Below are 21385 nucleotides of genomic sequence, written 5' to 3'. Positions count from 1 at the left end.
AACCTCTCCCCGTCATACTTCAGGTTGCACGCCGTTGATAACAATCCGGGTTTTTCAGGGAAAAAACAACGAACAACAGAACAACATCAGGAGTTGAGTATGAGCACACAACCGCATCTGCAGGCTCAGCCGCTGGTCTGGGGCCACGGTCCACGGACATTTGAGGTATTCCTGGAGCCAACCTGCCCCTATTCTGTCAAGGCGTTCAGGAAACTGGACGACCTGCTGGACGAAGTCGGCGCCGATAATGTGACGATCAAAATTCGTCTGCAGTCCCAGCCCTGGCATCTGTTCTCGGGCGTGGTCGTGCGTTGCATTCTTGCTGCATCGACGCTGCCGCACGGCAGAGAGCAGGCGCTCAGAGTGCTAAGAGCGGTCGCCGACCATCGCGAAGAGTTTGAATTTACCGACCACTGCAGCGGGCCGAATATGGATACCACGCCGCAGCAGATTGTCCAGCGCATCGAACGCTACAGCCAGGTACTGCTGTCCACCGCCTTTGCCCGCCCTGAGCTGCAGACGGAAATCAAATGGCACTGCAAATATGCCCGGCAGAATGGTATCCATGTTTCGCCGACCTTTATGGTTAACGGTCTGGTACAGCCGGACCTCGGCAGTGGGGACGATATTAGCGTGTGGGCCGCGCGGATTATGGCCTGAGCCTATCTGTTCTGTTCCCCGGTGAGCGGCGCTTGCCGGGGCAATTAGAGCCTGATAAGACAGGCTCTAAGCCTCGCACGGTTAAACCCGGCATCTAACTCCTGCTACACTCCCTCAATCTCTCACTAAAAAGGCAGGTCATCATGTCAGAGAATAACTACCAACCACCCAAAGTGTGGGAATGGAAACAAGGTAACGGTGGAGCATTCGCCAATATCAACCGTCCCGTTTCCGGTGCTACCCACGAAAAAACGCTACCGGTAGGCACACATCCGCTACAGCTGTACTCGCTGGGCACGCCAAACGGCCAGAAAGTGACGATTTTGCTGGAAGAGCTGCTGGCACTGGGCGTGAGCGGTGCGGAATATGATGCATGGCTGATCCGCATCGGCGAAGGGGATCAGTTCTCCAGCGGTTTTGTTGAGGTGAACCCTAACTCAAAAATCCCGGCGCTGAGCGACCATTCCACCACCCCGCCAACCCGCGTGTTCGAATCCGGTAGCATCCTGCTCTATCTCGCCGAGAAGTTTGGTTTCTTCCTCCCAAAAGATCCCGCCGGGCGAACCGAAACGCTGAACTGGCTCTTCTGGCTACAGGGCGCAGCCCCGTTCCTCGGCGGCGGTTTTGGTCACTTCTATCATTATGCGCCGGTGAAAATCGAGTACGCGATCGACCGCTTCACGATGGAAGCCAAACGTCAGCTCGACGTGCTGGATAAACAGCTGGCCCGTACCCGCTATGTATCCGGGGAAGAGTACACCATCGCCGATATGGCTATCTGGCCGTGGTATGGCAATGTGGTGCTCGGTGGTGCCTATAACGCCGCGGAATTCCTCGATGCCGGCAGCTATAAAAACGTTCTGCGCTGGGCGCAGGATATCGGCAATCGCCCGGCAGTGAAGCGCGGACGCATCGTTAACCGTACCAACGGCCCGCTTAACGAGCAGCTGCATGAACGCCATGATGCCAGCGACTTCGATACCCTGACCGAAGACAAACGCCAGGCATAACCAAACGCCTACCGAAGGCTGTGGCCTTCGGTAGTTAACTCTCCAGCCGATATCCCGCCATAAAGTAACGCACCGCCGTACAGGATTGCCCCTCTTTGAAGAAGTCCATCACCATATTGCGGTCGAGTCCATAGCGACGAGTCAGGATCCCCGCTTCCCAGGCGCTAAGCTGGCGGTCGCCGGTTTTTTCAAACATGCGCTGCGAATAACCAAGAACAAACCCGCGTTTGTAATCCGCGCAAAAACCGGCTGCATTGCTGGCGCTTTCAGCCTGAGAGGCTTTTAGCCCCGCCATTAAACCTTTGCCAAAATGGTTATCCATCGCTTTCACCCTCAATCGTTATATACAAAATTATATAGCGATTTTTTGAACGAGTGCCAGCGCTATTTCACCCCTTTTTAGCTCAGATATTTGGCAAACCACGCCAGCGTACGCTGCCAGGCAAGTTCGGCAGCAGCCCGGTCGTAGCGCGGTGTCGAGTCATTGTGAAAACCGTGATTGGCCTGCGGATAGATGTAGGCCTCAAACACTTTATTGTGCGCCTTCAGCGCCTGCTCATAGGCGGGCCAGCCGTCGGTAATAGATTTATCCAGCTCAGCGTAGTGCAGCAGCAGCGGCGCATGGATTTTCGCGACATCCGCGACCGGCGGTTGACGGCCATAAAACGGTACCGCACAAGCCAGCTCCGGGATGGCCACGGCAGCCGCATTGCAGACGCCGCCGCCGTAGCAAAAACCGGTGATCCCCACCTTGCCGTTTGCCTGCGGATGCTTTTCCATAAAGGCGATGGCGGCAAAAAAATCGTTCATCAGCTTTAGCGGATCGACTTTTTTCTGCAGCTCGCGTCCCTCGTCATCGTTGCCGGGGTAGCCCCCCACGGAGCTCAGGCCATCCGGCGCCAGCGCGATATAGCCTGCTTTTGCCACCCGTCGGGCAACATCTTCAATATAGGGATTCAGGCCGCGATTCTCATGCACCACAATCACCGATGCCGGTTTCACGGTCACGGTGGTCGGCACCACCAGATAAGCGCGCACCTCGCCGTGGCCGTCGGGAGAGGGATAGCGAATATATTCCGCACGAATATCCGGGTCGGTAAACAGCACCTGCTCTGCCAGCGCATAGTTGGGTTTCAGCAGGTTAAACAGCGCCAGCGCGGTCATGCCGCCGACGGCATATTTACCGGCCCGCTGCAAAAACTCCCGCTTGGTGATTTTGCCGTGCGCGTAATAGTCGTAATACTCCAGTAACTCTTGCGGAAAATCTTTCGCCGTCAGTCGCGTCATCGTCTTTTCTCCGGAAATGAAGCCCTATTAAGCAAAGCATAAGCTCACTATGTCGCCAGCAATCTTACGCATTGTGATCCAGCAAACGTCACCAGAGTGCCATACCAGATAAAATAGAAACACCGTTTTAATTCATGAGGAGAGAACATGTCCTGGTTAGCCGCCCCTACCCGCTACGACCAGATGCAGTACCGCTACTGCGGTAAAAGCGGTCTGCAACTGCCCCTGCTGTCGCTAGGACTGTGGCACAACTTCAGTCACGGTCACGCGCTGGACGACCAGCGTGCTCTGTTACGCAAAGCGTTCGATCTGGGGATCACCCACTTCGATCTGGCCAACAACTACGGACCGCCGCCCGGCAGCGCTGAAGAAAACTTTGGCCGCCTGCTGCGCGAAGATTTCGCCGCCTACCGCGATGAGTTGATTATCGCGACGAAAGCCGGCTATTCCATGTGGCCCGGCCCTTACGGCAACGGTAGCTCACGCAAATACCTGCTTTCCAGCCTCGACCAGAGCCTGAAGCGGATGGGGCTGGATTACGTCGATATTTTCTATTCACATCGCGTCGATGAAAACACCCCGATGGAAGAGACCGCCGCCGCGCTGGCGCAGGCGGTACAGAGCGGTAAAGCGCTGTATGTCGGGATCTCTTCCTATTCACCGGAGCGTACCCGGGAGATGGCGGCGCTGCTGCGCGAATGGAAGATTCCGCTGCTGATTCACCAGCCCTCCTACAACCTGCTTAACCGTTGGGTCGACACCAGCGGGCTGTTGGATACGCTGGAGGAGAATGGCGTTGGCTGCATTGCCTTTACGCCGCTGGCGCAAGGTCTGCTGACCGGCAAATATCTCCAGCAGATCCCGGAAGGCTCGCGGATGTACTACGAAGGGAAACGCGCGCGTGGGCTGACGGAAAATATGCTTAGCGACGCCAACCTCAACAGCCTGCGGTTATTACAGGAGATGGCGAATAGTCGTGGCCAGAGTATGGCCCAGATGGCCCTCAGCTGGCTGCTGAAGGACTCGCGGGTGACCTCGGTCCTGATTGGCGCCAGTCGTGCTCAGCAGCTAGAGGAGAACGTTCAGGCGCTGCAAAACCTGACCTTCAGTGCAGAAGAGCTGGCGCGGATTGACCAACACGTTGCCGACGGGCAGCTCAATTTATGGCAAACATCGTCGGATCAATAAGTGACCGGCCCGGCGGTCACGCGCCGCCGGGCCTGACTATCAGTGCTTATCCTTAGTCAGACGATCAAGATAGCCCATCACAAACGCCGACAGTACAAAGGTCAGATGGATGATGACGTACCACATCAGTTTGTTGTCCGGTACGTTTTTGGCATCCATAAAGACCCGCAGCAGATGGATCGACGAGATAGCAACGATCGACGCCGCCACTTTGTTTTTCAGCGACGTCGCGTCCATTTTGCCCAGCCAGCTGAGCTTTTCCTTGCCTTCGTTGATATCCAGCTGAGAGACAAAGTTTTCGTAGCCGGAGAACATCACCATCACCAGCAGGCCGCCCACCAGCGTCATATCGACCAGCGATAGCAGCGTCAGAATCAGGTCCGACTCACCCACGCTGAAGATATGCGGCAGGATGTGGAATATCTCCTGAAAAAATTTGATCGACAGCGCAACCAGCCCGAGCGACAGGCCAAAATAAATCGGTGCCAGCAGCCAGCGTGAGGCATACATAGCATTTTCCAGAAAGCGTTCCATAGGATCCTGTAAGTTAATAAAAACGGGGGGCATTATATCGTAACCTGTCAGCGCCATGGCAATACAAGCACCGTGCGTCAGGCATAAAAAAGGCTGGCACAAGGCCAGCCTGAGAAGCGTTATCGGGAGGGTTACTGCGCTTTGACGGTTTCTTCGCCCACCAGACCAATCTTCAGATAACCCGCCTGGTGCAGGGTATCCATCACTTTCATCATCGTTTCGTAGTCCACGGTCTTATCGGCGCGGAAGAAAACGGTGGTGTCTTTCTTGCCTTCCGTCAGGGCATTCAGCGCGTTAATCATGCTCTCTTCCGTAATCGGATCGTTACCGAGGAACATGGTTTTGTCCGCTTTCACCGACAGATAAATCGGTTTTTCCGGACGCGGCTGCGGCTGACTGGAAGAGGCTGGAAGGTTAACCTTCACGTCAACGGTGGCCAGCGGTGCCGCCACCATAAAGATGATCAGCAGCACCAGCATAACGTCGATAAACGGCGTGACGTTGATGTCATGCATCTCGCCGTTATCATCAAGATTTTCGTTAAAATGCATCGCCATGGGGCATCAACCTACTCGTAATTTCTGCGCGGAACGGACCGGCTTAACGCCGCTGGCGCTCAGGTCAAGATCACGGCTTTGCAGCAGCAGCACCTGCGCGGCAACGTCGCCGAGAGAGGCTTTGTAGCTGCCGATCATACGGGCGAAAATGTTATAGATAACAACGGCAGGAATAGCCGCAAACAGGCCGATAGCCGTTGCCAGCAACGCTTCTGCGATACCCGGAGCCACGACCGCCAGGTTGGTGGTCTGGGTCTGTGCAATCCCGATAAAGCTGTTCATGATGCCCCAGACGGTACCGAACAGGCCGACGAACGGCGAGATTGCGCCGATGGTCGCCAGGTAGCCGTTACCACGGCCCATGTAACGGCCGACGAACGCCACGCGGCGCTCAAGACGGAAACCGGTACGTTCTTTAATGCCTTCGTTATCTTCGACACCTTCGGACAGCGTCAGCTCGTTCTGTGCTTCGTTGATAAGCTGCGTGCTCAGGCTCTTCGGGTGAAAATTATTTGCGATATCGCTGGCCTGGTCGAGGGAGCGAGCGTCAGCAAGCAGTTGCTGTTCACGCTTGAGGCGGCGTTTGCTGGAGAGAATTTCAGCCCCTTTGCCAAAAAAGATAGCCCATGTGACTACCGACGCCAGAATCAGGCCGATCATCACTACCTTAACGACAATATCGGCATGATGATACATACCCCAAACGGACAGGTCCGCCTGCATCAAATTATTACCCACGCTGAATCTCCAGGACGTAAATCACAAAATCTGAGCACAATAATATCAAAAAAGCATCGAATTGATAGTGGTTCTCATTAGTATTTACACTGTGCAGCAAATCACGTTTAGATTCTTTGCGCTTACGCAGTAAAAAAGCGGCCATCAGCGGATTTCGCGATATTTTTACCCGTATCAACCATTCATCAGTACACGATTGTCCATTCATGCTAGTTTAGACGTCCAGACGTATAAAAGCAGGTAATAAAAACATGGCGGACAAACATCTTGATACCGCGCTGGTGAATGCCGGGCGCAGCAAAAAATATACTCAGGGCTCGGTCAACAGCGTGATTCAGCGTGCCTCGTCGCTGGTTTTCGATACCGTTGAAGCCAAAAAACAGGCCACCCGCAATCGGGCAAAAGGCGAACTGTTTTACGGCCGCCGTGGCACCCTCACCCACTTCTCCCTACAGGAAGCAATGTGTGAACTGGAAGGCGGTGCCGGCTGCGCGCTGTTCCCCTGCGGGGCGGCGGCGGTTGCTAATACCATTCTGGCATTCGTCGAACAGGGCGATCATGTGCTGATGACCAACACCGCGTACGAACCAAGCCAGGACTTTTGCACCAAAATTCTTGCGAAGCTCGGCGTCACCACCAGTTGGTTTGACCCGTTAGTCGGCGCGGATATCGCCCGTCAGGTGCAGCCAAACACTCGTGTGGTGTTCCTGGAATCACCCGGCTCTATCACCATGGAAGTTCATGACGTTCCGGCTATCGTTGCCGCCGTGCGCCGCGTGGCACCAGAGGCGATCATCATGATCGACAACACCTGGGCGGCGGGCGTGCTGTTTAAGGCACTGGATTTTGGCGTTGATATCTCCATTCAGGCCGGGACGAAGTACCTGATCGGCCACTCCGATGCGATGGTCGGCACCGCGGTATCCAACGCGCGCTGCTGGGACCAGCTGCGGGAGAATGCCTACCTGATGGGGCAAATGGTCGATGCGGATACCGCCTACATGACCAGTCGCGGCCTGCGCACCCTCGGCGTTCGCCTGCGTCAGCACCATGAAAGCAGCCTGCAGATTGCCGAATGGCTGGCGCAACATCCGCAGGTCTCATGCGTCAATCACCCGGCACTTCCGGGAAGTAAGGGCCACGAGTTCTGGAAACGCGATTTCACCGGCAGCAGCGGGCTGTTCTCTTTTGTCCTCAACAAACGCCTGACCGACAGCGAGCTGTCAACCTATCTTGACAACTTTAGCCTGTTCAGCATGGCTTACTCCTGGGGCGGCTTTGAATCGCTGATTCTGGCGAACCAGCCGGAGCAGATTGCCGCCATCCGCCCGGAAGCGGAGGTCGATTTCAGCGGCACGCTGATTCGCCTTCATATTGGATTAGAAAATGTTGACGATCTGCGGGCGGATTTAGCGGCAGGCTTCTCTCGTATCGTGTAAAGTGACGGTGAGTGGCAATAATGGCGGACGCTCTGTATCGGCGGCCGCTTTTGTTGCGCCCGAGATCAAGGTGTTCGGGGCTCTTCAGGAGTACACTACTCGTAAATACGGTACCACTTAGGAAAGTCCATGGTTGTCATTCAAGAGATTGTCGCCGCCCTGTGGCAACATGATTTTGCCGCGTTGGCAAACCCCCAGGTTGTGGGCGTTGTTTATCTGGTCATGTTCACGACATTGTTTCTGGAAAACGGTCTGCTACCCGCTTCATTTTTACCCGGGGACAGCTTGCTGCTGCTCGCCGGGGCGCTCATTGCTAAAGGCGTCATGGACTTTGTGCCGACACTTGCCATTCTCACCGCGGCGGCCAGCCTCGGCTGCTGGTTGAGCTATCTGCAAGGGCGCTGGCTGGGCAATACCGCCACCGTGAAAGGCTGGCTGGCGCATCTGCCGCAAAAGTATCATCAACGTGCGACCTGCATGTTTGATAAGCATGGCCTGCTGGCGCTGCTCGCCGGGCGTTTTTTGGCATTCGTGCGCACCCTGCTCCCGACGATGGCCGGGATTTCCGGGCTCTCAAACCGCCGTTTCCAGTTCTTTAACTGGCTGAGCGCGCTGCTGTGGGTGAGCGTTGTTACCGGTCTGGGCTATGCGCTGAGCATGATCCCGTTCGTCAAGCGCCATGAAGACCAGGTGATGACCTGCCTGATGATTCTGCCGATTGCGCTGCTGGTAGCGGGTCTGGTCGGCACCCTGGCTGTGGTTATTAAGAAAAAATACTGCAGCGCCTCATAAATCATCAATAAGAGAGGATCTCCTCTCTTATTTCACCTCGGCCACGAGCCTGCCATTGCGCAGCATCAATTGCTTATCTGCAAGCGCCTCGGCCTCTTCTGGATCGTGCGTGACCATAACGATTGTTACCGCCTGACGGCGAAGCATGCGAACCACCTCCCACAGACGGCTACGTGTTTCCCGATCCAGGCTTGAGAATGGTTCGTCCAGCAGCAGGAGTCTCGGGTGAGAGATCATCGCCCTGGCGAGCGCCACCCGTTGCTGCTCGCCGCCAGAGATTTGCTGCGGATAACGCTGCGCCAGGTGAGCGATCCCCATATCTTCTAATAGTGCTATTTGCTGTTTTTTGTCCCGCGGCAGGCCTGCCGCATACTGTGCCAGCGCAAGATTTCCTCGCACCGTCAGGTAAGGAAACAAATAAAGCCGTTGATTCAGATAACGGCACGGTCTTTGCCATGGCGAAAGGCCATCAATCCGTTGCCCATCCAGATAAATGGAACCCTGATCAAGTGCTCCCCCAGCGATAGCATTCAGCAAAGTGGTTTTCCCGCTACCAGAAGGCCCGACAATTGCCGCACAGCCTCCCTTCCGAACGTGGAAACTTATCTCCTGCAAAATCTGCGTAGCAATTTGTTCAACGCGTAACATATTCCCTCGTTTTATGCAGGCGCTGTATCCGATGCAGAGCCACAAGCAGCAACCCCGCCAACAACATCAGCAGCAACGCACAACCTATTGCTAACGAGAAATCGCCACTGGCGATATTCAAGTACACGGCCATCGGTAAAGTTTCCGTTTTGAAGCGGATAGCTCCCGCCAGCATCAGGGTTGCACCAAACTCTCCCAAAGCTCTGGCTAACGCCAGCACACTGCCGCTAAGCAGAGAGGGCCAGCAAAGCGGAATTTCCACCAACAGTAGTGTACGAACCGGCGTCAGGCCGAGGTTATGCGCCGTGGCAATATATGCCGGATCGAGTGATGCAAACGCAGCGCTCGCAGAACGCACAACTATCGCGCTGGCGACATAGGTCTGACCGATAATGACCCCCACCGGAGAAAAGAGCAGTGTGGGCAGTTGCGGAAATATCCCGCTCATCGGTCCACGCTGTCCCAGAAGCAGTAGCAAGCCAATTCCGACGATCAGCGGGGGCGTCACCAACGGAATATCCAGCAGCGCGTCAATAAAACCCTTTCCTCTGAAATTTGTTCTCGCCATCATCCACGCGGCAGGCACCCCGATAAACAGCGACAACAGCAGTGACAGCGATGCCGTAACCACTGACATTACTACGGCAAAATGCAGTTCCGGCTCCCGCAGAACCTGGACGAACGTGGAAAAATCCAGCTCGACTATCAGCGACAGCAGCGAGCCAACAACCAACATTAACAGCAGACAGAGCGGTGCAAACATCAGCCAGGACAGCGAGTTCCCCTTTCGATTACACATCCTGATTTATTTTCCCAGCGGCAGATAACCGAGGTCGGTAAACGTTTTAATCCCCTGCGGGGAGGTAAACGCCTTAGCCAACTCGCGGGCAGCTTCCGGATGCCTGCTGGTTTTCAAAACCGCCAACGTAGCGACTTCATCGGGCGTATTCGCCGGTACTGGCAGCAGCATCAGGCGCTGCTGATTTTTCACCGCATCCGTCCTGCCGATAACCGCAGCATCTACATCACCATTCAGTAAATAGAGCACCAGCTGTTTTATCGTCGCGGTACGGACAACCACCTTCTGACGCAACGCGTCGCCATATCCGGTGGCTTCCAGCAGTTTTTCACCGCTTTTACCCAGTGCGATACTTTGAGGATCTCCCATTCCTAGTTTTAGTGAACTTTTAGCCAGTGCCTCATAGGAATTAATACCCGCAGCCCTGTCCTTGCGCACGGCCATTACCGGCGTGTGATGGACGAGTGGAAAAGCAGACGTGACTTTGCCCTGCTGCTGTAATTTGTCGACATAATCGGCCGAGCCGGGGAGGAAAAGATCGCCCTGCTGCGTTAGCTGGTAACGAGTCAGAATTTGTCCGGAACCACCGTACTCGACCGTCACACTGTTTCCGCTCTCTTTTTCATATTGAGCAACGATGAGGTCGACCGGAACACGCAACCCGGCCCCAGCATACAGATGCAATTCCGTGGCGGCGGACAACTGACAGCCAGATAGCGCCAAACTGATAAGTAGCCATTTTATTATTTTCATATCGTGTTCTTCCTGCTTATTGTTATTGTGCTGACTGAGGCAGGCCGCATTTCGCCCGATGGACGCCATGCGACAAAGAAGGTTTGCTGGTGGTATTGTGCAGAACAGGTATATCCCCGTCATACCTCAAGTTGCATGTGCATTTGGCAGCTCTGCAACTTAAATTACTTAAGGTATAAAACTGCATAAAAAACCACCGGTATATAATCATGTATATATCGATATAAATATGGGTTGAAATCAAAAGAGAAGTAAAAAATGCTCGCGGGTAGAAAAGAACGCTGGGGATATCGTGCCGATGGCAGCGAGAAGGGGTCTCGGTACGTCAGGAAAACCATGAATACAGGAAGGGGATAAAATGCCCTTCCCGGTTCTGACAATTAAATCCCCTGAATCATACGGATCCGCGCTGCGTCTTCCCCCGGCGTCATGCCAAAATAGCGCTTAAACTCCCGGCTGAACTGCGACGCGCTTTCGTACCCCACGCGCATCGCCGCGGCGCTGGCTTTCATGCCGTCATGGATCATCAGCATCCGCGCTTTATGCAGTCGATAGCTTTTCAGGTATTGCAGCGGCGATGTGCTGGTCACCGATTTGAAATTATGGTGAAAGGCCGAGACGCTCATATTCGCTTCCGCCGCCAGCTGGTCGACGCTCAGGTTTTCGGTGTACTGGCTTTCGATGCGCTTCAGAACCCGGCTAATCAAACTGAAATGGGTCTGCCGGCTCACCAGCGCCAGCAGTGCGCCGCCGCACGGCCCGGTGAGCACGTAATAGAGCATCTCGCGGATAATCTGTTTCCCGAGGATACGTGCATCCAGCGGGCGCTCCATCACGTCCAACAGCCGCTCCGCCGCGCAGAGGATCTCCTCTGATAATGCCGCCGAGTTGATACCGCTTGAGGCCATCGCTGGCTGAAACTGCTCGTCCTCGCCGATATCCATCAGCAGCTCCTGCAGTTGCAGAATGTCCACATTCAGACGTAGCCCCGCCAGCGGCACCTCCGGCGTGGCGAAGGTCTCGCACTCAAACGGCAGCGGTACGGTCAGCAGCAGGTATTCATTGGTGTCATAACGAAAAGTTCGTTCATTGATGTAACCTATTTTATGGCCGGAAAAGAGAAAAACGATGCCGGACTGGTACATCACCGGAGTGCGGGTGCCCGGCTGCGTGCCGTACAGCAGACGGATATCTGGCAGTAGCACATTGAGAATTTCTTCTTTGTTTTTCAGCATATTAACTTTATCAGTCAGCAGCTGACATATCTCGGCACGGTTCATTTTCGGTGACTCTCCAGCGGTTTTCTCACCACTGCATTGTGCGCACATTCCTGTCTTTTCTCCAGCACCATGGAGAAATGGGCAAGACAACGGCAGGAATGTGCATTGAGAGGAACAGGCGACAGGACCACAATGACCGTCATCTGGCCGAGGCATTATCTCTGTCGGCAGTTTTTATTTTTTGAGGACACGCATAATGAACAATTTCGATCTATATACCCCAACCCGCATCCTGTTTGGCAAAGGCGCTATCGACAACCTGCGCGATCAGCTCCCGGCAGATGCCCGTATTCTGGTGACCTACGGCGGCGGTAGCGTGAAGAAAACCGGCGTGCTCGATCAGGTGCTCAGCGCCCTGAATGGTTTTGACGTGCTGGAGTTTGGCGGTATTGAGCCTAACCCTTCCTATGAAACCCTGATGAACGCCGTCAAAATCGCCCGTGAACAAAAAGTCACCTTCCTGCTGGCCGTTGGCGGTGGTTCGGTACTGGATGGCACGAAGTTCATCGCCGCTGCGGCGCACTATGACGAAAACGTCGACCCGTGGGAAATCCTCGAAACCTACGGCAGCAACGTCAAAAGCGCGATCCCGATGGGTTCCGTGCTGACGCTGCCAGCCACCGGTTCCGAATCTAACAAAGGTGCCGTGGTTTCCCGTAAAACCACCGGCGACAAACGCGCCTTTATGTCTTCTCACGTGCAGCCGGTGTTTGCGATCCTCGACCCGGTTTACACCTACACCCTGCCGCCGCGCCAGGTGGCTAACGGGGTGGTTGACGCCTTTGTCCATACCGTTGAACAGTACGTCACCTATCCGGTTGATGGCAAAATTCAGGATCGCTTTGCCGAAGGCATTCTGCTGACCCTGATTGAAGATGGCCCGAAAGCGTTGCAGGAGCCGGAAAACTACGATGTGCGTGCCAATATCATGTGGGCGGCTACCCAGGCATTAAACGGCCTGATTGGCGCTGGCGTGCCGCAGGACTGGGCAACCCATATGCTGGGACACGAACTGACGGCAATGCATGGTCTTGACCACGCGCAGACTCTGGCCATCGTGCTGCCGGTGCTGTGGAATGAAAAACGCGATACCAAACGCGCCAAACTGCTGCAGTATGCCGCGCGCGTCTGGAATATCACCGAGGGTTCTGAAGACCAGCGCATCGATGCAGCTATCGCGGCGACGCGTCAGTTCTTCGAACAGATGGGCGTCCCAACCCGTCTTTCTGATTACGGCCTGGACGGGAGCTCCATTCCGGCGTTACTGGCTAAACTGGAAGAACATGGTATGACTCAGTTGGGTGAAAATCAGGATATCACCCTCGACGTCAGCCGCCGGATTTACGAGGCTGCACGCTAAGTTTGTCCGCGTTCGTCGCGTCTCCATCGCCTGAACCGGGGCGATGGAGAAGAGTTTAACTACCGTTTTGAGCTATTTCGTCCAGACTTAATGCTACCCCCTGGCGGAATGAATACCGCCAGGTTTCATTAACAGGAGGAAGGCATGACACATCCCACCGTTATAAAACTGCACGACGGCAATCTGATGCCACAGTTGGGTCTCGGCGTGTGGAAAGCAGGCAACGAGGAAGTCGTCTCCGCCATTCATAAGGCGCTGGAAGTCGGTTATCGCTCCATTGATACCGCCGCAGCCTACCAGAATGAAAGCGGCGTCGGCACGGCGTTAAGCAGTGCAGGCGTCCCACGCGATGAGCTGTTCATTACCACCAAATTGTGGAATGACGATCAAAAACATCCGCGTGAAGCACTGCAGGAGAGCCTGCGTAAACTGCAGCTCGACTATGTCGATTTATACCTTATTCACTGGCCCGTTCCGGCCGTAGACCACTACGTTGACGCCTGGAAAAACCTGATCGCGTTGCAACAAGAGGGGCTAATCAAGAGCATCGGCGTCTGTAATTTCCAGGTCCACCATCTGCAGCGGCTGCTCGATGAAACCGGCGTAGCGCCGGTGATCAATCAGGTGGAACTCCATCCCTTGTTACAACAGCGTCAGCTCCATTCCTGGAACGCTACCCATAAGATCCAGACTGAATCCTGGAGCCCGCTGGCACAGGGTGGTGAAGGGGTGTTTGATCAGAAGATCATCCACCATCTGGCAGATAAGTACGGGAAAACGCCGGCGCAAATTGTCATTCGCTGGCATCTGGACAACGGTCTGGTGGTCATTCCTAAATCCGTAACCCCGGCGCGTATCGCTGAGAACTTTAACGTCTGGGACTTCCGTCTCGATAAAGACGAGCTGAGTGAAATGGCAAAACTGGACCAGAACAAACGTCTGGGTCCGGAGCCGGATCAGTTTGGCGGGTAGAAACCTGGCGAATCAAAAGTAAAAAAGCCGGACTGGCATTCACGCCAGTCCGGCTTTTTTTCAGCTTTTTCAGCTTTTTCAGCTTTTTCAGCTTTTTCAGCGTATCGCCTGCCCGGCAAGCAACACGCCGCCGGGCAATACCGCCGTCTTAGCGACTGGCGATCTTAGCGCGTTTTACCGGCTTCTTCGCCGTCGCCTCACCGTTCGAACGCTGATGCACAATTGGCGTATGTTTGGTTAACGCCGGGCGTGTATGGCGGTTCTGACGGCGTGCTTCACGCATTTCATCGAGGGTCGGTGCCGGCACCAGGCACTCGCGGCGTGAGCCAATCAGGTGTTTCTTGCCCATCGTCTCCAGTGCCTGGCGAATCAGCGGCCAGTTTGCCGGATCGTGGTAACGCAGCAAGGCTTTATGCAGGCGGCGCTGTTTGTCCCCTTTCGGTACCACAACCTCTTCACTCTTATAGCCAATTTTACCCAGCGGGTTCTTGCCGGTGTAATACATGGTGGTCGAGTTGGCCAGCGGCGACGGATAGAAGTTCTGAACCTGGTCGAGACGGAAACGGTTTTTCTTCAGCCACAGCGCCAGGTTCACCATATCTTCGTCGCGGGTGCCAGGGTGCGCGGAGATAAAGTACGGGATCAAGTACTGCTCTTTACCCGCCTGTTTCGAATAGGTATCGAACAGCTCTTTAAAGCGGTCGTAGCTCCCCATTCCCGGCTTCATCATTTTCGACAGCGGGCCTTCTTCGGTATGTTCCGGCGCGATCTTCAGATAGCCGCCCACGTGGTGGGTCGCCAGCTCTTTGATATAACGCGGATCCTCAACGGCGATGTCATAGCGCACACCTGACGCGATCAGGATTTTTTTGATCCCTTTAAGATCGCGAGCGCGGCGATACAGATTGATCGTTGGCTCATGGTTGGTGTCCATGTGCGGGCAGATATCAGGATAGACGCAGGACAAGCGGCGGCAGGTTTGCTCGGCACGCGGCGACTTGCAGCGCAGCATATACATGTTGGCCGTCGGGCCACCAAGATCGGAGATAATACCGGTAAAGCCCGGCACCGTGTCGCGAATAGCTTCGATTTCGTTAATGATCGAATCTTCGGAACGGCTCTGAATAATGCGCCCTTCATGCTCGGTGATCGAACAGAACGAACAGCCACCGAAACAGCCGCGCATGATGTTGATCGAGAAGCGGATCATCTCGTAAGCCGGGATGCGTTGATTGCCATATACCGGATGCGGAACGCGCTTATATGGTAGTGCAAACACGCTATCCATCTCTTCCGTCGACAGCGGGATCGCCGGTGGGTTAACCCAGATATAACGCTCACCGTGCTTTTGCATCAGCGCACGCGCACAGCCAGGGTTGGTCTCATGATGCAGAATACGTGATGCATGGGCGTAAAGTACCTTGTCTCCTTTGACCTTCTCGAAGGAAGGCAGCAGAACGTAGGTCTTTTCCCATGGTTTCGGGCGCGGCGGTTGAACCGTCACCTGTTTGGCTTCTTGTTTTGGCGGCGCCACGGTTTTGTTGTCGGCACACGGCAGATCTTCACCGTAAGGGTGCGGAATCGGGTCGATTCTGCCCGGCGTGTCCAGACGCGTGGAGTCCACGCCGCTCCAGCCAGGTAGCGCCTCTTTGACCATAATGGCGGTGTTGCGCACATCGCGAATGTGGCCAATCGGCTCACCGGCGGCAAGACGATGCGCCACTTCAACCAGCGGACGTTCGCCGTTGCCAAACATCAGCATATCGGCCTTCGAGTCCACCAGCACCGAGCGGCGTACGGTATCAGACCAGTAATCGTAATGCGCGGTGCGGCGCAGGCTGGCTTCGATGCCGCCGAGGATCACCGGGACATCTTTCCACGCCTCTTTGCAGCGCTGAGTGTAAACCAGGGTGGCACGGTCCGGGCGTTTGCCGGCAACGTTGCCCGCGGTGTAGGCATCGTCATGACGCAGTTTACGGTCGGCGGTGTAGCGGTTGATCATCGAATCCATGTTGCCGGCGGTGACGCCGAAGAACAGGTTCGGTTTACCCAAACGCATAAAGTCATTTTTATTGTTCCAGTCCGGCTGGGAAATAATCCCGACGCGGAATCCCTGCGCTTCCAGCATGCGCCCGCAGATAGCCATACCAAAGCTCGGATGGTCAACATACGCATCGCCGGTCACCAGGATAATGTCGCAGCTATCCCAGCCGAGTTGATCCATTTCTTCGCGTGACATTGGTAAAAACGGCGCGGGGCCAAAGCAGGCGGCCCAGTACTGCGGCCAGGAAAAAAGGTCACGATCCGGTTGGATCAGGGATATTGCGCTCATATTGCTTCCGGAAAAATGATAAAAAAATAATCAAAGGCCGGCGATTATAAGCCGGATCGATGATAGAAATGAAGGGAGATTTTCTTTTACCCCAACCATGATGCGGTTGGGGTAAGAGGCATTACGGTGCCGGATTTACCAGGATCTGACCGATGGATCCACGGTCGGCAAGTTCCAGCGTCTGGCTTAGGTACTGGAACGGGAAGTGTGGCCAGGAAGGCTGCGCGTAGTACACCAGCAGCTCCACCTGCCCGTCGATCCACACGGTATCTTTCCAGCCGCGATCTTCCGGGAACGGAACAGAACCGTTAACGTTGCGCACCTGGAACATCACGCCTTCAATGTGGAACGACTGTGGCCGATCGGCACGTACCGTCCAGCGCTCCCATGTTCCCTGCTGCGCGGTAATATCAATACGCTGCGGATCCCACAGATTGCCATTAATACCCGGATCGTCACCCAGCGTAATATCGCGGGTGCGGGTCGGCGTCCCGCTGAGAATCTCCGTCGGCAGCAGGCGCACCGGCAGGCTATCGGTCACCAGCGGCAGCAGGCCCGTCGGGCGCAGCGTTAATAACAGGGTGGAAATCAGGATGCTTGAAGGTTCGAAGAAGCCCCGAATACGGTCAACGATGCTGGCCGCTTCCCCGCAGGTGATCGACACTTCATCGCCGTTGGTCATATCGACCAGAATTTCGCGCCGTTCGCCGGGAGCCAGCGACAGCTGCTTCAACGATACCGGGGCCGGTAAAAAGCCCTGGTCGCCAGAGATAACGTGTATCAGCCGGCCATCGCTCATTTGCAGCTGATAGCGACGGGAGTTAGAGGCATTCAGCAGGCGCAGTCGCACCCAACCGCGTGATACTTCCACATACGGGCTCTGCGCGCCGTTCACCAGCAGCGTATCGCCAACAAAACCACCGCTGCCCGGCTCGCTATATTCCGGCGTACCGAAGTTATCCAGCCGCTTATCCTGAATGATCACCGGGAAATCATCGACGCCGTAGTGGTTCGGCACGGGGAGATTTTTGCTGACCTCATCTTCTATCAGCCACATCCCGGCAAGACCGTTGTAGACCTGTTTGGCCATATGGTTGGGGGTGTTCGCCTGATACCAAAGAGTGGAAGCACTCTGGCGAATCGGCAGCACCGGCGCCCAATCGGCGTTTGGCGACATCATGCGTGCTGCACCGCCAATCAGCGGGCCGGGAACCTGCAGGCCGCGAACGGTCATGGCGACGTTTTCCGTCAGACGGTTGCTGTAGATCAGCTTAACATCATCACCATTCCACACGCGGATCGTCGGCCCAAGATAGCGACCATTCACACCCCATACCGACGCACGCGTGCCGGGAGTAAATGACCAGTGCGCCCGCTGCAGGGTTAAAAACAGCGGCTGGCCGCGGCGCGACTCCAGCAGCGGCGGCACCGGCAGTGCAGGCTGTTGGCCGGCGGCATGTGCGTTCAGCGGCACGGCTCCCGCGCATAGCGCTACGCCTGAAGCCTTAATAAACTGACGCCGACTGAATGACATATTAACTCCATGAAATACAAACAAATCAAAATGGGAATTCGTTTCCCGCTAGCCACGTGCACGCGTTATCGCGGCAGTTCCTGTTTTATTTCTTTGCCGCCGCTTCACGCTCGGCAACTTCACGATCTAACTCTTCAATCTTTGCGGCCATCAGCTCGCGGCAGTGCGTTGCCAGAGCGCGAACGTTCTCTTTGCCATACTGGCTGGTATCGACAGGCGGCAACATTTCAACAATCACCAGGCCGTTGTTCAGGCGATTGAGGTTAATTTTATTCGAAGTATTAGAAACGCATACCGGAATAATCGGCACGCCAGCAGCGATTGCCGCATGGAAAGCGCCCGTTTTAAACGGCAGCAGACCACGGCCACGGCTTCGGGTACCTTCCGGGAACATCCAGAAAGAGATGTTGCGCTTTTTAAACGTATCGGCGACCTGCGAAATCGTTCCGTGCGCTTTCGCCCGGTTATTTCGGTCAATCAGCAGATTGCCCGTCAACCAGTACAGCAGGCCAAAGAACGGGATCCACACCAGGCTCTTTTTACCCACGGTGACGGTCGGCGGCTGCACGATATTGGATGCCGTCACCATATCATAGTTGTTCTGATGGTTAGCGATGTAGATCGCATTACCATACTGCTCAGCATCGGCTGGTTTGCGCGTTTCTACTTTCAGGCCAAATACCGGGGACAGTCGGCCAAACAGATGCCCGAAGGTGGCAACATGTTTTGGATTCCGTGGGCTGAACAAGCAGTAAATACAGCCAAATATGCACACAAAGATACAATAAATAACAACAACAATTAGTCGAAAAATAAATAGCATAGCTACCTCTAAAACCCAAACCGCCTGGAATGATACCCGTCAATCTTCAGCGTATATGCGTGCGAACGGCAACATCATCCGGCCCCGCAGGACCGCCACGTGCGCAACACGCCCGGCACGCTCATCGTCGCTCTGGTACACGACTCAAATGTATAGGGTACTGACTCGTTGTTTAGCAGATTGCTGGCGCCGGGGTCATGCCGTGGTCATGTGCTGGGCACCCCGGCGTATCTTGAATGATTTTGCGCCTATTGTTAATCGCAACACCTGAATAAACAACGATTTTGCGGCAAATTTTAGCATCCCCTGTTTTGCGCCAGGAGATGCTCATCTTACTCTTCGCTATCGCCTGCCGATGCACGACGCGGGGAATCAATCTCCACGCGGTCGATTTTCTGCAATCCGCGCATCAATGAGCCACGACGACCGCGTTCACCGGTGACTTTTTGCAGCTCTTCCGGACGAAGTTTGATCTTACGTTTGCCGACATGAATCGTCAGCGTGCTCTGCGGCGGCAGCACAAACAGGTGCGCCAGACCATCCTGCCCGGAGGCGGCTTCCGCCGAAGGGATATTGATAATCTTATTCCCTTTACCTTTGGACAGTTGCGGCAGGTCGCTGACCGGGAACATCAGCATGCGTCCGGCCATGGTTATCGCCAGCAGCATATCGGACTCATCCTCAATGACCAGCGGCGCCATTACCCGGGCATTATCCGGCAGCGTAATCAGCGCCTTGCCCGCACGGTTACGTGCGACCAGGTCGTTGAAGGTGCAGACGAAGCCGTAGCCGGCATCGGAAGCCATCAGCAACTTACGATCGTCGTTTTCCATCAGCATGTGTTCCACGCTGGCGCCCGGCGGTAGCGTCAGCTTACCGGTAATCGGCTCGCCCTGACCGCGCGCCGAAGGCAGCGTAATCGGATCGATGGCATAACTACGCCCGGTCGTATCAATGAACACCACCGGCTGGTTGCTCTTGCCTTTCGACGAGGCTTTCCAGCTGTCACCGGCTTTATAGCTCAGGCCCTGCGCGTCGATGTCATGGCCCTTGGCGCTACGCACCCAGCCCATTTGCGACAGCACGATAGTCACCGGCTCGGACGGCAACATGTCGTGCTCGCTCATTGCTTTCGCTTCTTCACGCTCGCGCAGCGGTGAACGACGATCGTCACCAAAAGTGTCGGCGTCGGCCTGCAGCTCTTTCTTCAGCAGGTTATTCATTTTGCGTTCTGACGCCAGGATCGCCTGCAGCTGATCGCGTTCTTTTTCCAGCTCGTTCTGCTCGCCGCGGATCTTCATCTCTTCCAGTTTGGCGAGATGGCGCAGTTTTAACTCGAGGATCGCTTCCGCCTGGGTTTCGCTGATGCCAAAGCGTGACATCAGCGCCGGCTTCGGTTCATCCTCGTGGCGGATAATTTCAATGACTTCATCGATGTTCAGGAAGGCGACCAGCAAACCTTCGAGGATATGCAGACGCTTGAGCACTTTTTCCAGACGATAGCTCAGACGACGACGCACGGTATCGCGACGGAAGGTCAGCCACTCCGACAGGATCTCCAGTAGGTTTTTCACCGCCGGGCGATTGTCGAGGCCGATCATGTTCAGGTTAATGCGATAGCTTTTTTCGAGGTCGGTGGTGGCGAACAGGTGATTCATCACCTGCTCCATATCCACGCGGTTGGAGCGCGGGACAATCACCAGACGGGTCGGGTTTTCGTGATCCGATTCGTCGCGCAGATCGTCAACCATCGGCAGCTTTTTATTGCGCATCTGGGCGGCGATTTGCTCCAGCACACGCGCACCGGATACCTGATGCGGCAGCGCGCTGATCACCACCGCGCCGTCTTCTTTCTTCCATACCGCACGCATGCGTACCGAACCGCGACCATTCTGGTAGATTTTGCGGATTTCAGCGCGCGGAGTAATGATCTCCGCTTCGGTCGGGTAGTCCGGCCCGTGGACGATATCCAGCAGCTCGTCGAGCGAGGTCTGCGGCTTTTCGATCAGGGTGATGGCCGCCTGCGCCACTTCACGCAGGTTGTGCGGAGGAATATCGGTTGCCATCCCTACGGCGATGCCGGTGGTGCCATTGAGCAAAATATTTGGCAGGCGCGCAGGCAGCATTTTCGGCTCCTGCATCGTCCCGTCAAAGTTCGGCACCCAGTCGACGGTTCCCTGGCCCAGTTCGCTTAGCAGCAGTTCTGCATACTTCGATAAACGGGATTCGGTATAACGCATCGCGGCGAAGGATTTAGGATCGTCCGGGGCACCCCAGTTTCCCTGTCCATCCACCAGCGGATAACGATAGGAGAACGGCTGCGCCATCAGCACCATGGCTTCATAGCAGGCGCTATCGCCGTGCGGGTGATATTTACCCAGCACGTCACCAACGGTGCGGGCGGATTTTTTGAACTTAGCACTGGCGTTCAGTCCCAGCTCGGACATCGCATAAACGATGCGACGCTGGACCGGCTTCAGACCATCGCCAATAAACGGTAATGCCCTGTCCATGATGACGTACATGGAATAGTTCAGGTAGGCATTTTCCGTAAATTCATGCAGCGCAAGGCGCTCTGCCATATCGCTCATTAATCGTGAATCCTCAATCTGCGTACCGACCGTGCGGGCGGCAAAACTACCGGCGATAATACCCGATCTCACGCCCTGAGTCACAGGC

19 protein-coding genes and 1 pseudogene are annotated in these 21385 nt (G+C 55.3%); 7 read left to right on the top strand and 13 right to left on the bottom strand.

The features are described from left to right. Positions 1-99 precede the first annotated feature (99 nt). Together ACMYSP_RS16125 and yghU are read left to right on the top strand one after the other, a co-directional pair. Entirely contained in the window at positions 100-660 is a 561-nt protein-coding gene (locus ACMYSP_RS16125; protein WP_434583071.1) for a DsbA family protein, read from the top strand. Between the two features lie 143 nt (positions 661-803). Next, positions 804-1670, top strand: a complete 867-nt coding sequence (gene yghU / locus ACMYSP_RS16120; protein ID WP_434583070.1) for a glutathione-dependent disulfide-bond oxidoreductase — start codon at positions 804-806, stop codon at positions 1668-1670. 34 nt (positions 1671-1704) lie between these two features. On the opposite strand, the gene ACMYSP_RS16115 is transcribed toward yghU, so the two are convergent. Both ACMYSP_RS16115 and yghX read right to left on the bottom strand, forming a co-directional pair. Beyond that, positions 1705-1992 (bottom strand): DUF2623 family protein, encoded by a 288-nt coding sequence (locus ACMYSP_RS16115; RefSeq protein WP_434583069.1) that lies wholly within the window; start codon positions 1990-1992, stop codon positions 1705-1707. Between the two features lie 77 nt (positions 1993-2069). Further along, complete coding sequence (gene yghX / locus ACMYSP_RS16110) at positions 2070-2957, bottom strand: YghX family hydrolase (RefSeq protein ID WP_434583068.1); 888 nt, start codon at positions 2955-2957, stop codon at positions 2070-2072. 147 nt (positions 2958-3104) lie between these two features. On the opposite strand from yghX, the gene mgrA reads away from it, so the two are divergent. Next, a complete protein-coding gene (gene mgrA / locus ACMYSP_RS16105) occupies positions 3105-4145 on the top strand; it encodes an L-glyceraldehyde 3-phosphate reductase (protein ID WP_434583067.1) in 1041 nt (346 codons plus the stop codon). A gap of 39 nt (positions 4146-4184) precedes the next feature. On the opposite strand, the gene ACMYSP_RS16100 is transcribed toward mgrA, so the two are convergent. From ACMYSP_RS16100 to exbB, 3 genes are all read right to left on the bottom strand, one after another. After that, entirely contained in the window at positions 4185-4679 is a 495-nt protein-coding gene (locus ACMYSP_RS16100; RefSeq protein ID WP_123756466.1) for a TIGR00645 family protein, read from the bottom strand. A gap of 131 nt (positions 4680-4810) precedes the next feature. Then, positions 4811-5236: a TonB system transport protein ExbD gene (gene exbD / locus ACMYSP_RS16095; RefSeq protein WP_434583066.1), complete on the bottom strand. Its 426-nt coding sequence runs from the start codon at positions 5234-5236 to the stop codon at positions 4811-4813. 6 nt (positions 5237-5242) lie between these two features. Further along, entirely contained in the window at positions 5243-5974 is a 732-nt protein-coding gene (gene exbB / locus ACMYSP_RS16090; protein WP_434583065.1) for a tol-pal system-associated acyl-CoA thioesterase, read from the bottom strand. Positions 5975-6225: 251 nt separating this feature from the next. Between exbB and metC the strand changes: the two genes are divergently transcribed. Together metC and yghB are read left to right on the top strand one after the other, a co-directional pair. Continuing rightward, entirely contained in the window at positions 6226-7413 is a 1188-nt protein-coding gene (metC, locus tag ACMYSP_RS16085; RefSeq protein ID WP_434583063.1) for a cystathionine beta-lyase, read from the top strand. A gap of 129 nt (positions 7414-7542) precedes the next feature. Beyond that, entirely contained in the window at positions 7543-8205 is a 663-nt protein-coding gene (gene yghB, locus ACMYSP_RS16080) for a DedA family general envelope maintenance protein YghB (protein ID WP_123756462.1), read from the top strand. Between the two features lie 27 nt (positions 8206-8232). On the opposite strand, the gene ACMYSP_RS16075 is transcribed toward yghB, so the two are convergent. The 4 genes from ACMYSP_RS16075 to ACMYSP_RS16060 form a co-directional block, all read right to left on the bottom strand. Next, the gene (locus ACMYSP_RS16075; RefSeq protein WP_434583061.1) at positions 8233-8853 is read right to left on the bottom strand and encodes an ABC transporter ATP-binding protein; all 621 of its coding nucleotides are present in this window, start codon (positions 8851-8853) and stop codon (positions 8233-8235) included. Then, complete coding sequence (locus ACMYSP_RS16070) at positions 8840-9652, bottom strand: ABC transporter permease (protein ID WP_434583059.1); 813 nt, start codon at positions 9650-9652, stop codon at positions 8840-8842. The genes ACMYSP_RS16075 and ACMYSP_RS16070 overlap by 14 nt, the downstream gene beginning before the upstream one ends. A gap of 6 nt (positions 9653-9658) precedes the next feature. Beyond that, positions 9659-10405, bottom strand: a complete 747-nt coding sequence (gene modA / locus ACMYSP_RS16065; protein WP_434583058.1) for a molybdate ABC transporter substrate-binding protein — start codon at positions 10403-10405, stop codon at positions 9659-9661. 380 nt (positions 10406-10785) lie between these two features. Continuing rightward, the gene (locus tag ACMYSP_RS16060) at positions 10786-11685 is read right to left on the bottom strand and encodes an AraC family transcriptional regulator (RefSeq protein ID WP_434583057.1); all 900 of its coding nucleotides are present in this window, start codon (positions 11683-11685) and stop codon (positions 10786-10788) included. 196 nt (positions 11686-11881) lie between these two features. On the opposite strand from ACMYSP_RS16060, the gene yqhD reads away from it, so the two are divergent. Together yqhD and dkgA are read left to right on the top strand one after the other, a co-directional pair. After that, a complete protein-coding gene (gene yqhD / locus ACMYSP_RS16055) occupies positions 11882-13045 on the top strand; it encodes an alcohol dehydrogenase (protein ID WP_154144083.1) in 1164 nt (387 codons plus the stop codon). A gap of 144 nt (positions 13046-13189) precedes the next feature. After that, a complete protein-coding gene (gene dkgA, locus ACMYSP_RS16050) occupies positions 13190-14017 on the top strand; it encodes a 2,5-didehydrogluconate reductase DkgA (RefSeq protein WP_434583056.1) in 828 nt (275 codons plus the stop codon). Positions 14018-14198: 181 nt separating this feature from the next. On the opposite strand, the pseudogene ACMYSP_RS16045 reads toward dkgA, so the two are convergent. The 4 genes and pseudogenes from ACMYSP_RS16045 to parC form a co-directional block, all read right to left on the bottom strand. After that, a pseudogene (locus tag ACMYSP_RS16045) lies at positions 14199-16419 on the bottom strand (YgiQ family radical SAM protein); the annotation flags it as partial. Positions 16420-16470: 51 nt separating this feature from the next. Next, the gene (gene ftsP / locus ACMYSP_RS16040; RefSeq protein ID WP_434583055.1) at positions 16471-17883 is read right to left on the bottom strand and encodes a cell division protein FtsP; all 1413 of its coding nucleotides are present in this window, start codon (positions 17881-17883) and stop codon (positions 16471-16473) included. An 85-nt stretch (positions 17884-17968) separates the two neighbouring features. After that, positions 17969-18706 (bottom strand): 1-acylglycerol-3-phosphate O-acyltransferase, encoded by a 738-nt coding sequence (plsC, locus tag ACMYSP_RS16035; protein ID WP_434583054.1) that lies wholly within the window; start codon positions 18704-18706, stop codon positions 17969-17971. A gap of 332 nt (positions 18707-19038) precedes the next feature. Further along, the gene (gene parC, locus ACMYSP_RS16030) at positions 19039-21297 is read right to left on the bottom strand and encodes a DNA topoisomerase IV subunit A (RefSeq protein WP_434587117.1); all 2259 of its coding nucleotides are present in this window, start codon (positions 21295-21297) and stop codon (positions 19039-19041) included. Positions 21298-21385 lie beyond the last annotated feature (88 nt).

The sequence above is a fragment of the Klebsiella sp. R390 genome (assembly GCF_051131745.1).
Taxonomy (GTDB): Bacteria; Pseudomonadota; Gammaproteobacteria; order Enterobacterales; family Enterobacteriaceae; genus Klebsiella.
This window is presented reverse-complemented; position numbering and strand designations above follow the sequence as displayed.

Excerpts from the sequence above, each read along its gene's own strand:
- yqhD (WP_154144083.1), top strand. The coding sequence starts at position 11,882 with ATGAACAATTTCGATCTATATACCCCAACCCGCATCCTGTTTGGCAAA.
- ACMYSP_RS16115 (WP_434583069.1), bottom strand. The coding sequence starts at position 1,992 with ATGGATAACCATTTTGGCAAAGGTTTAATGGCGGGGCTAAAAGCCTCT.
- ACMYSP_RS16125 (WP_434583071.1), top strand. The coding sequence starts at position 100 with ATGAGCACACAACCGCATCTGCAGGCTCAGCCGCTGGTCTGGGGCCAC.
- modA (WP_434583058.1), bottom strand. The coding sequence starts at position 10,405 with ATGAAAATAATAAAATGGCTACTTATCAGTTTGGCGCTATCTGGCTGT.
- ftsP (WP_434583055.1), bottom strand. The coding sequence starts at position 17,883 with ATGTCATTCAGTCGGCGTCAGTTTATTAAGGCTTCAGGCGTAGCGCTA.
- dkgA (WP_434583056.1), top strand. The coding sequence starts at position 13,190 with ATGACACATCCCACCGTTATAAAACTGCACGACGGCAATCTGATGCCA.
- ACMYSP_RS16075 (WP_434583061.1), bottom strand. The coding sequence starts at position 8,853 with ATGTTACGCGTTGAACAAATTGCTACGCAGATTTTGCAGGAGATAAGT.
- mgrA (WP_434583067.1), top strand. The coding sequence starts at position 3,105 with ATGTCCTGGTTAGCCGCCCCTACCCGCTACGACCAGATGCAGTACCGC.
- yghX (WP_434583068.1), bottom strand. The coding sequence starts at position 2,957 with ATGACGCGACTGACGGCGAAAGATTTTCCGCAAGAGTTACTGGAGTAT.
- parC (WP_434587117.1), bottom strand. The coding sequence starts at position 21,297 with ATGAGCGATATGGCAGAGCGCCTTGCGCTGCATGAATTTACGGAAAAT.
- metC (WP_434583063.1), top strand. The coding sequence starts at position 6,226 with ATGGCGGACAAACATCTTGATACCGCGCTGGTGAATGCCGGGCGCAGC.
- yghB (WP_123756462.1), top strand. The coding sequence starts at position 7,543 with ATGGTTGTCATTCAAGAGATTGTCGCCGCCCTGTGGCAACATGATTTT.
- ACMYSP_RS16100 (WP_123756466.1), bottom strand. The coding sequence starts at position 4,679 with ATGGAACGCTTTCTGGAAAATGCTATGTATGCCTCACGCTGGCTGCTG.
- plsC (WP_434583054.1), bottom strand. The coding sequence starts at position 18,706 with ATGCTATTTATTTTTCGACTAATTGTTGTTGTTATTTATTGTATCTTT.
- ACMYSP_RS16070 (WP_434583059.1), bottom strand. The coding sequence starts at position 9,652 with ATGTGTAATCGAAAGGGGAACTCGCTGTCCTGGCTGATGTTTGCACCG.
- exbD (WP_434583066.1), bottom strand. The coding sequence starts at position 5,236 with ATGGCGATGCATTTTAACGAAAATCTTGATGATAACGGCGAGATGCAT.
- yghU (WP_434583070.1), top strand. The coding sequence starts at position 804 with ATGTCAGAGAATAACTACCAACCACCCAAAGTGTGGGAATGGAAACAA.
- ACMYSP_RS16060 (WP_434583057.1), bottom strand. The coding sequence starts at position 11,685 with ATGAACCGTGCCGAGATATGTCAGCTGCTGACTGATAAAGTTAATATG.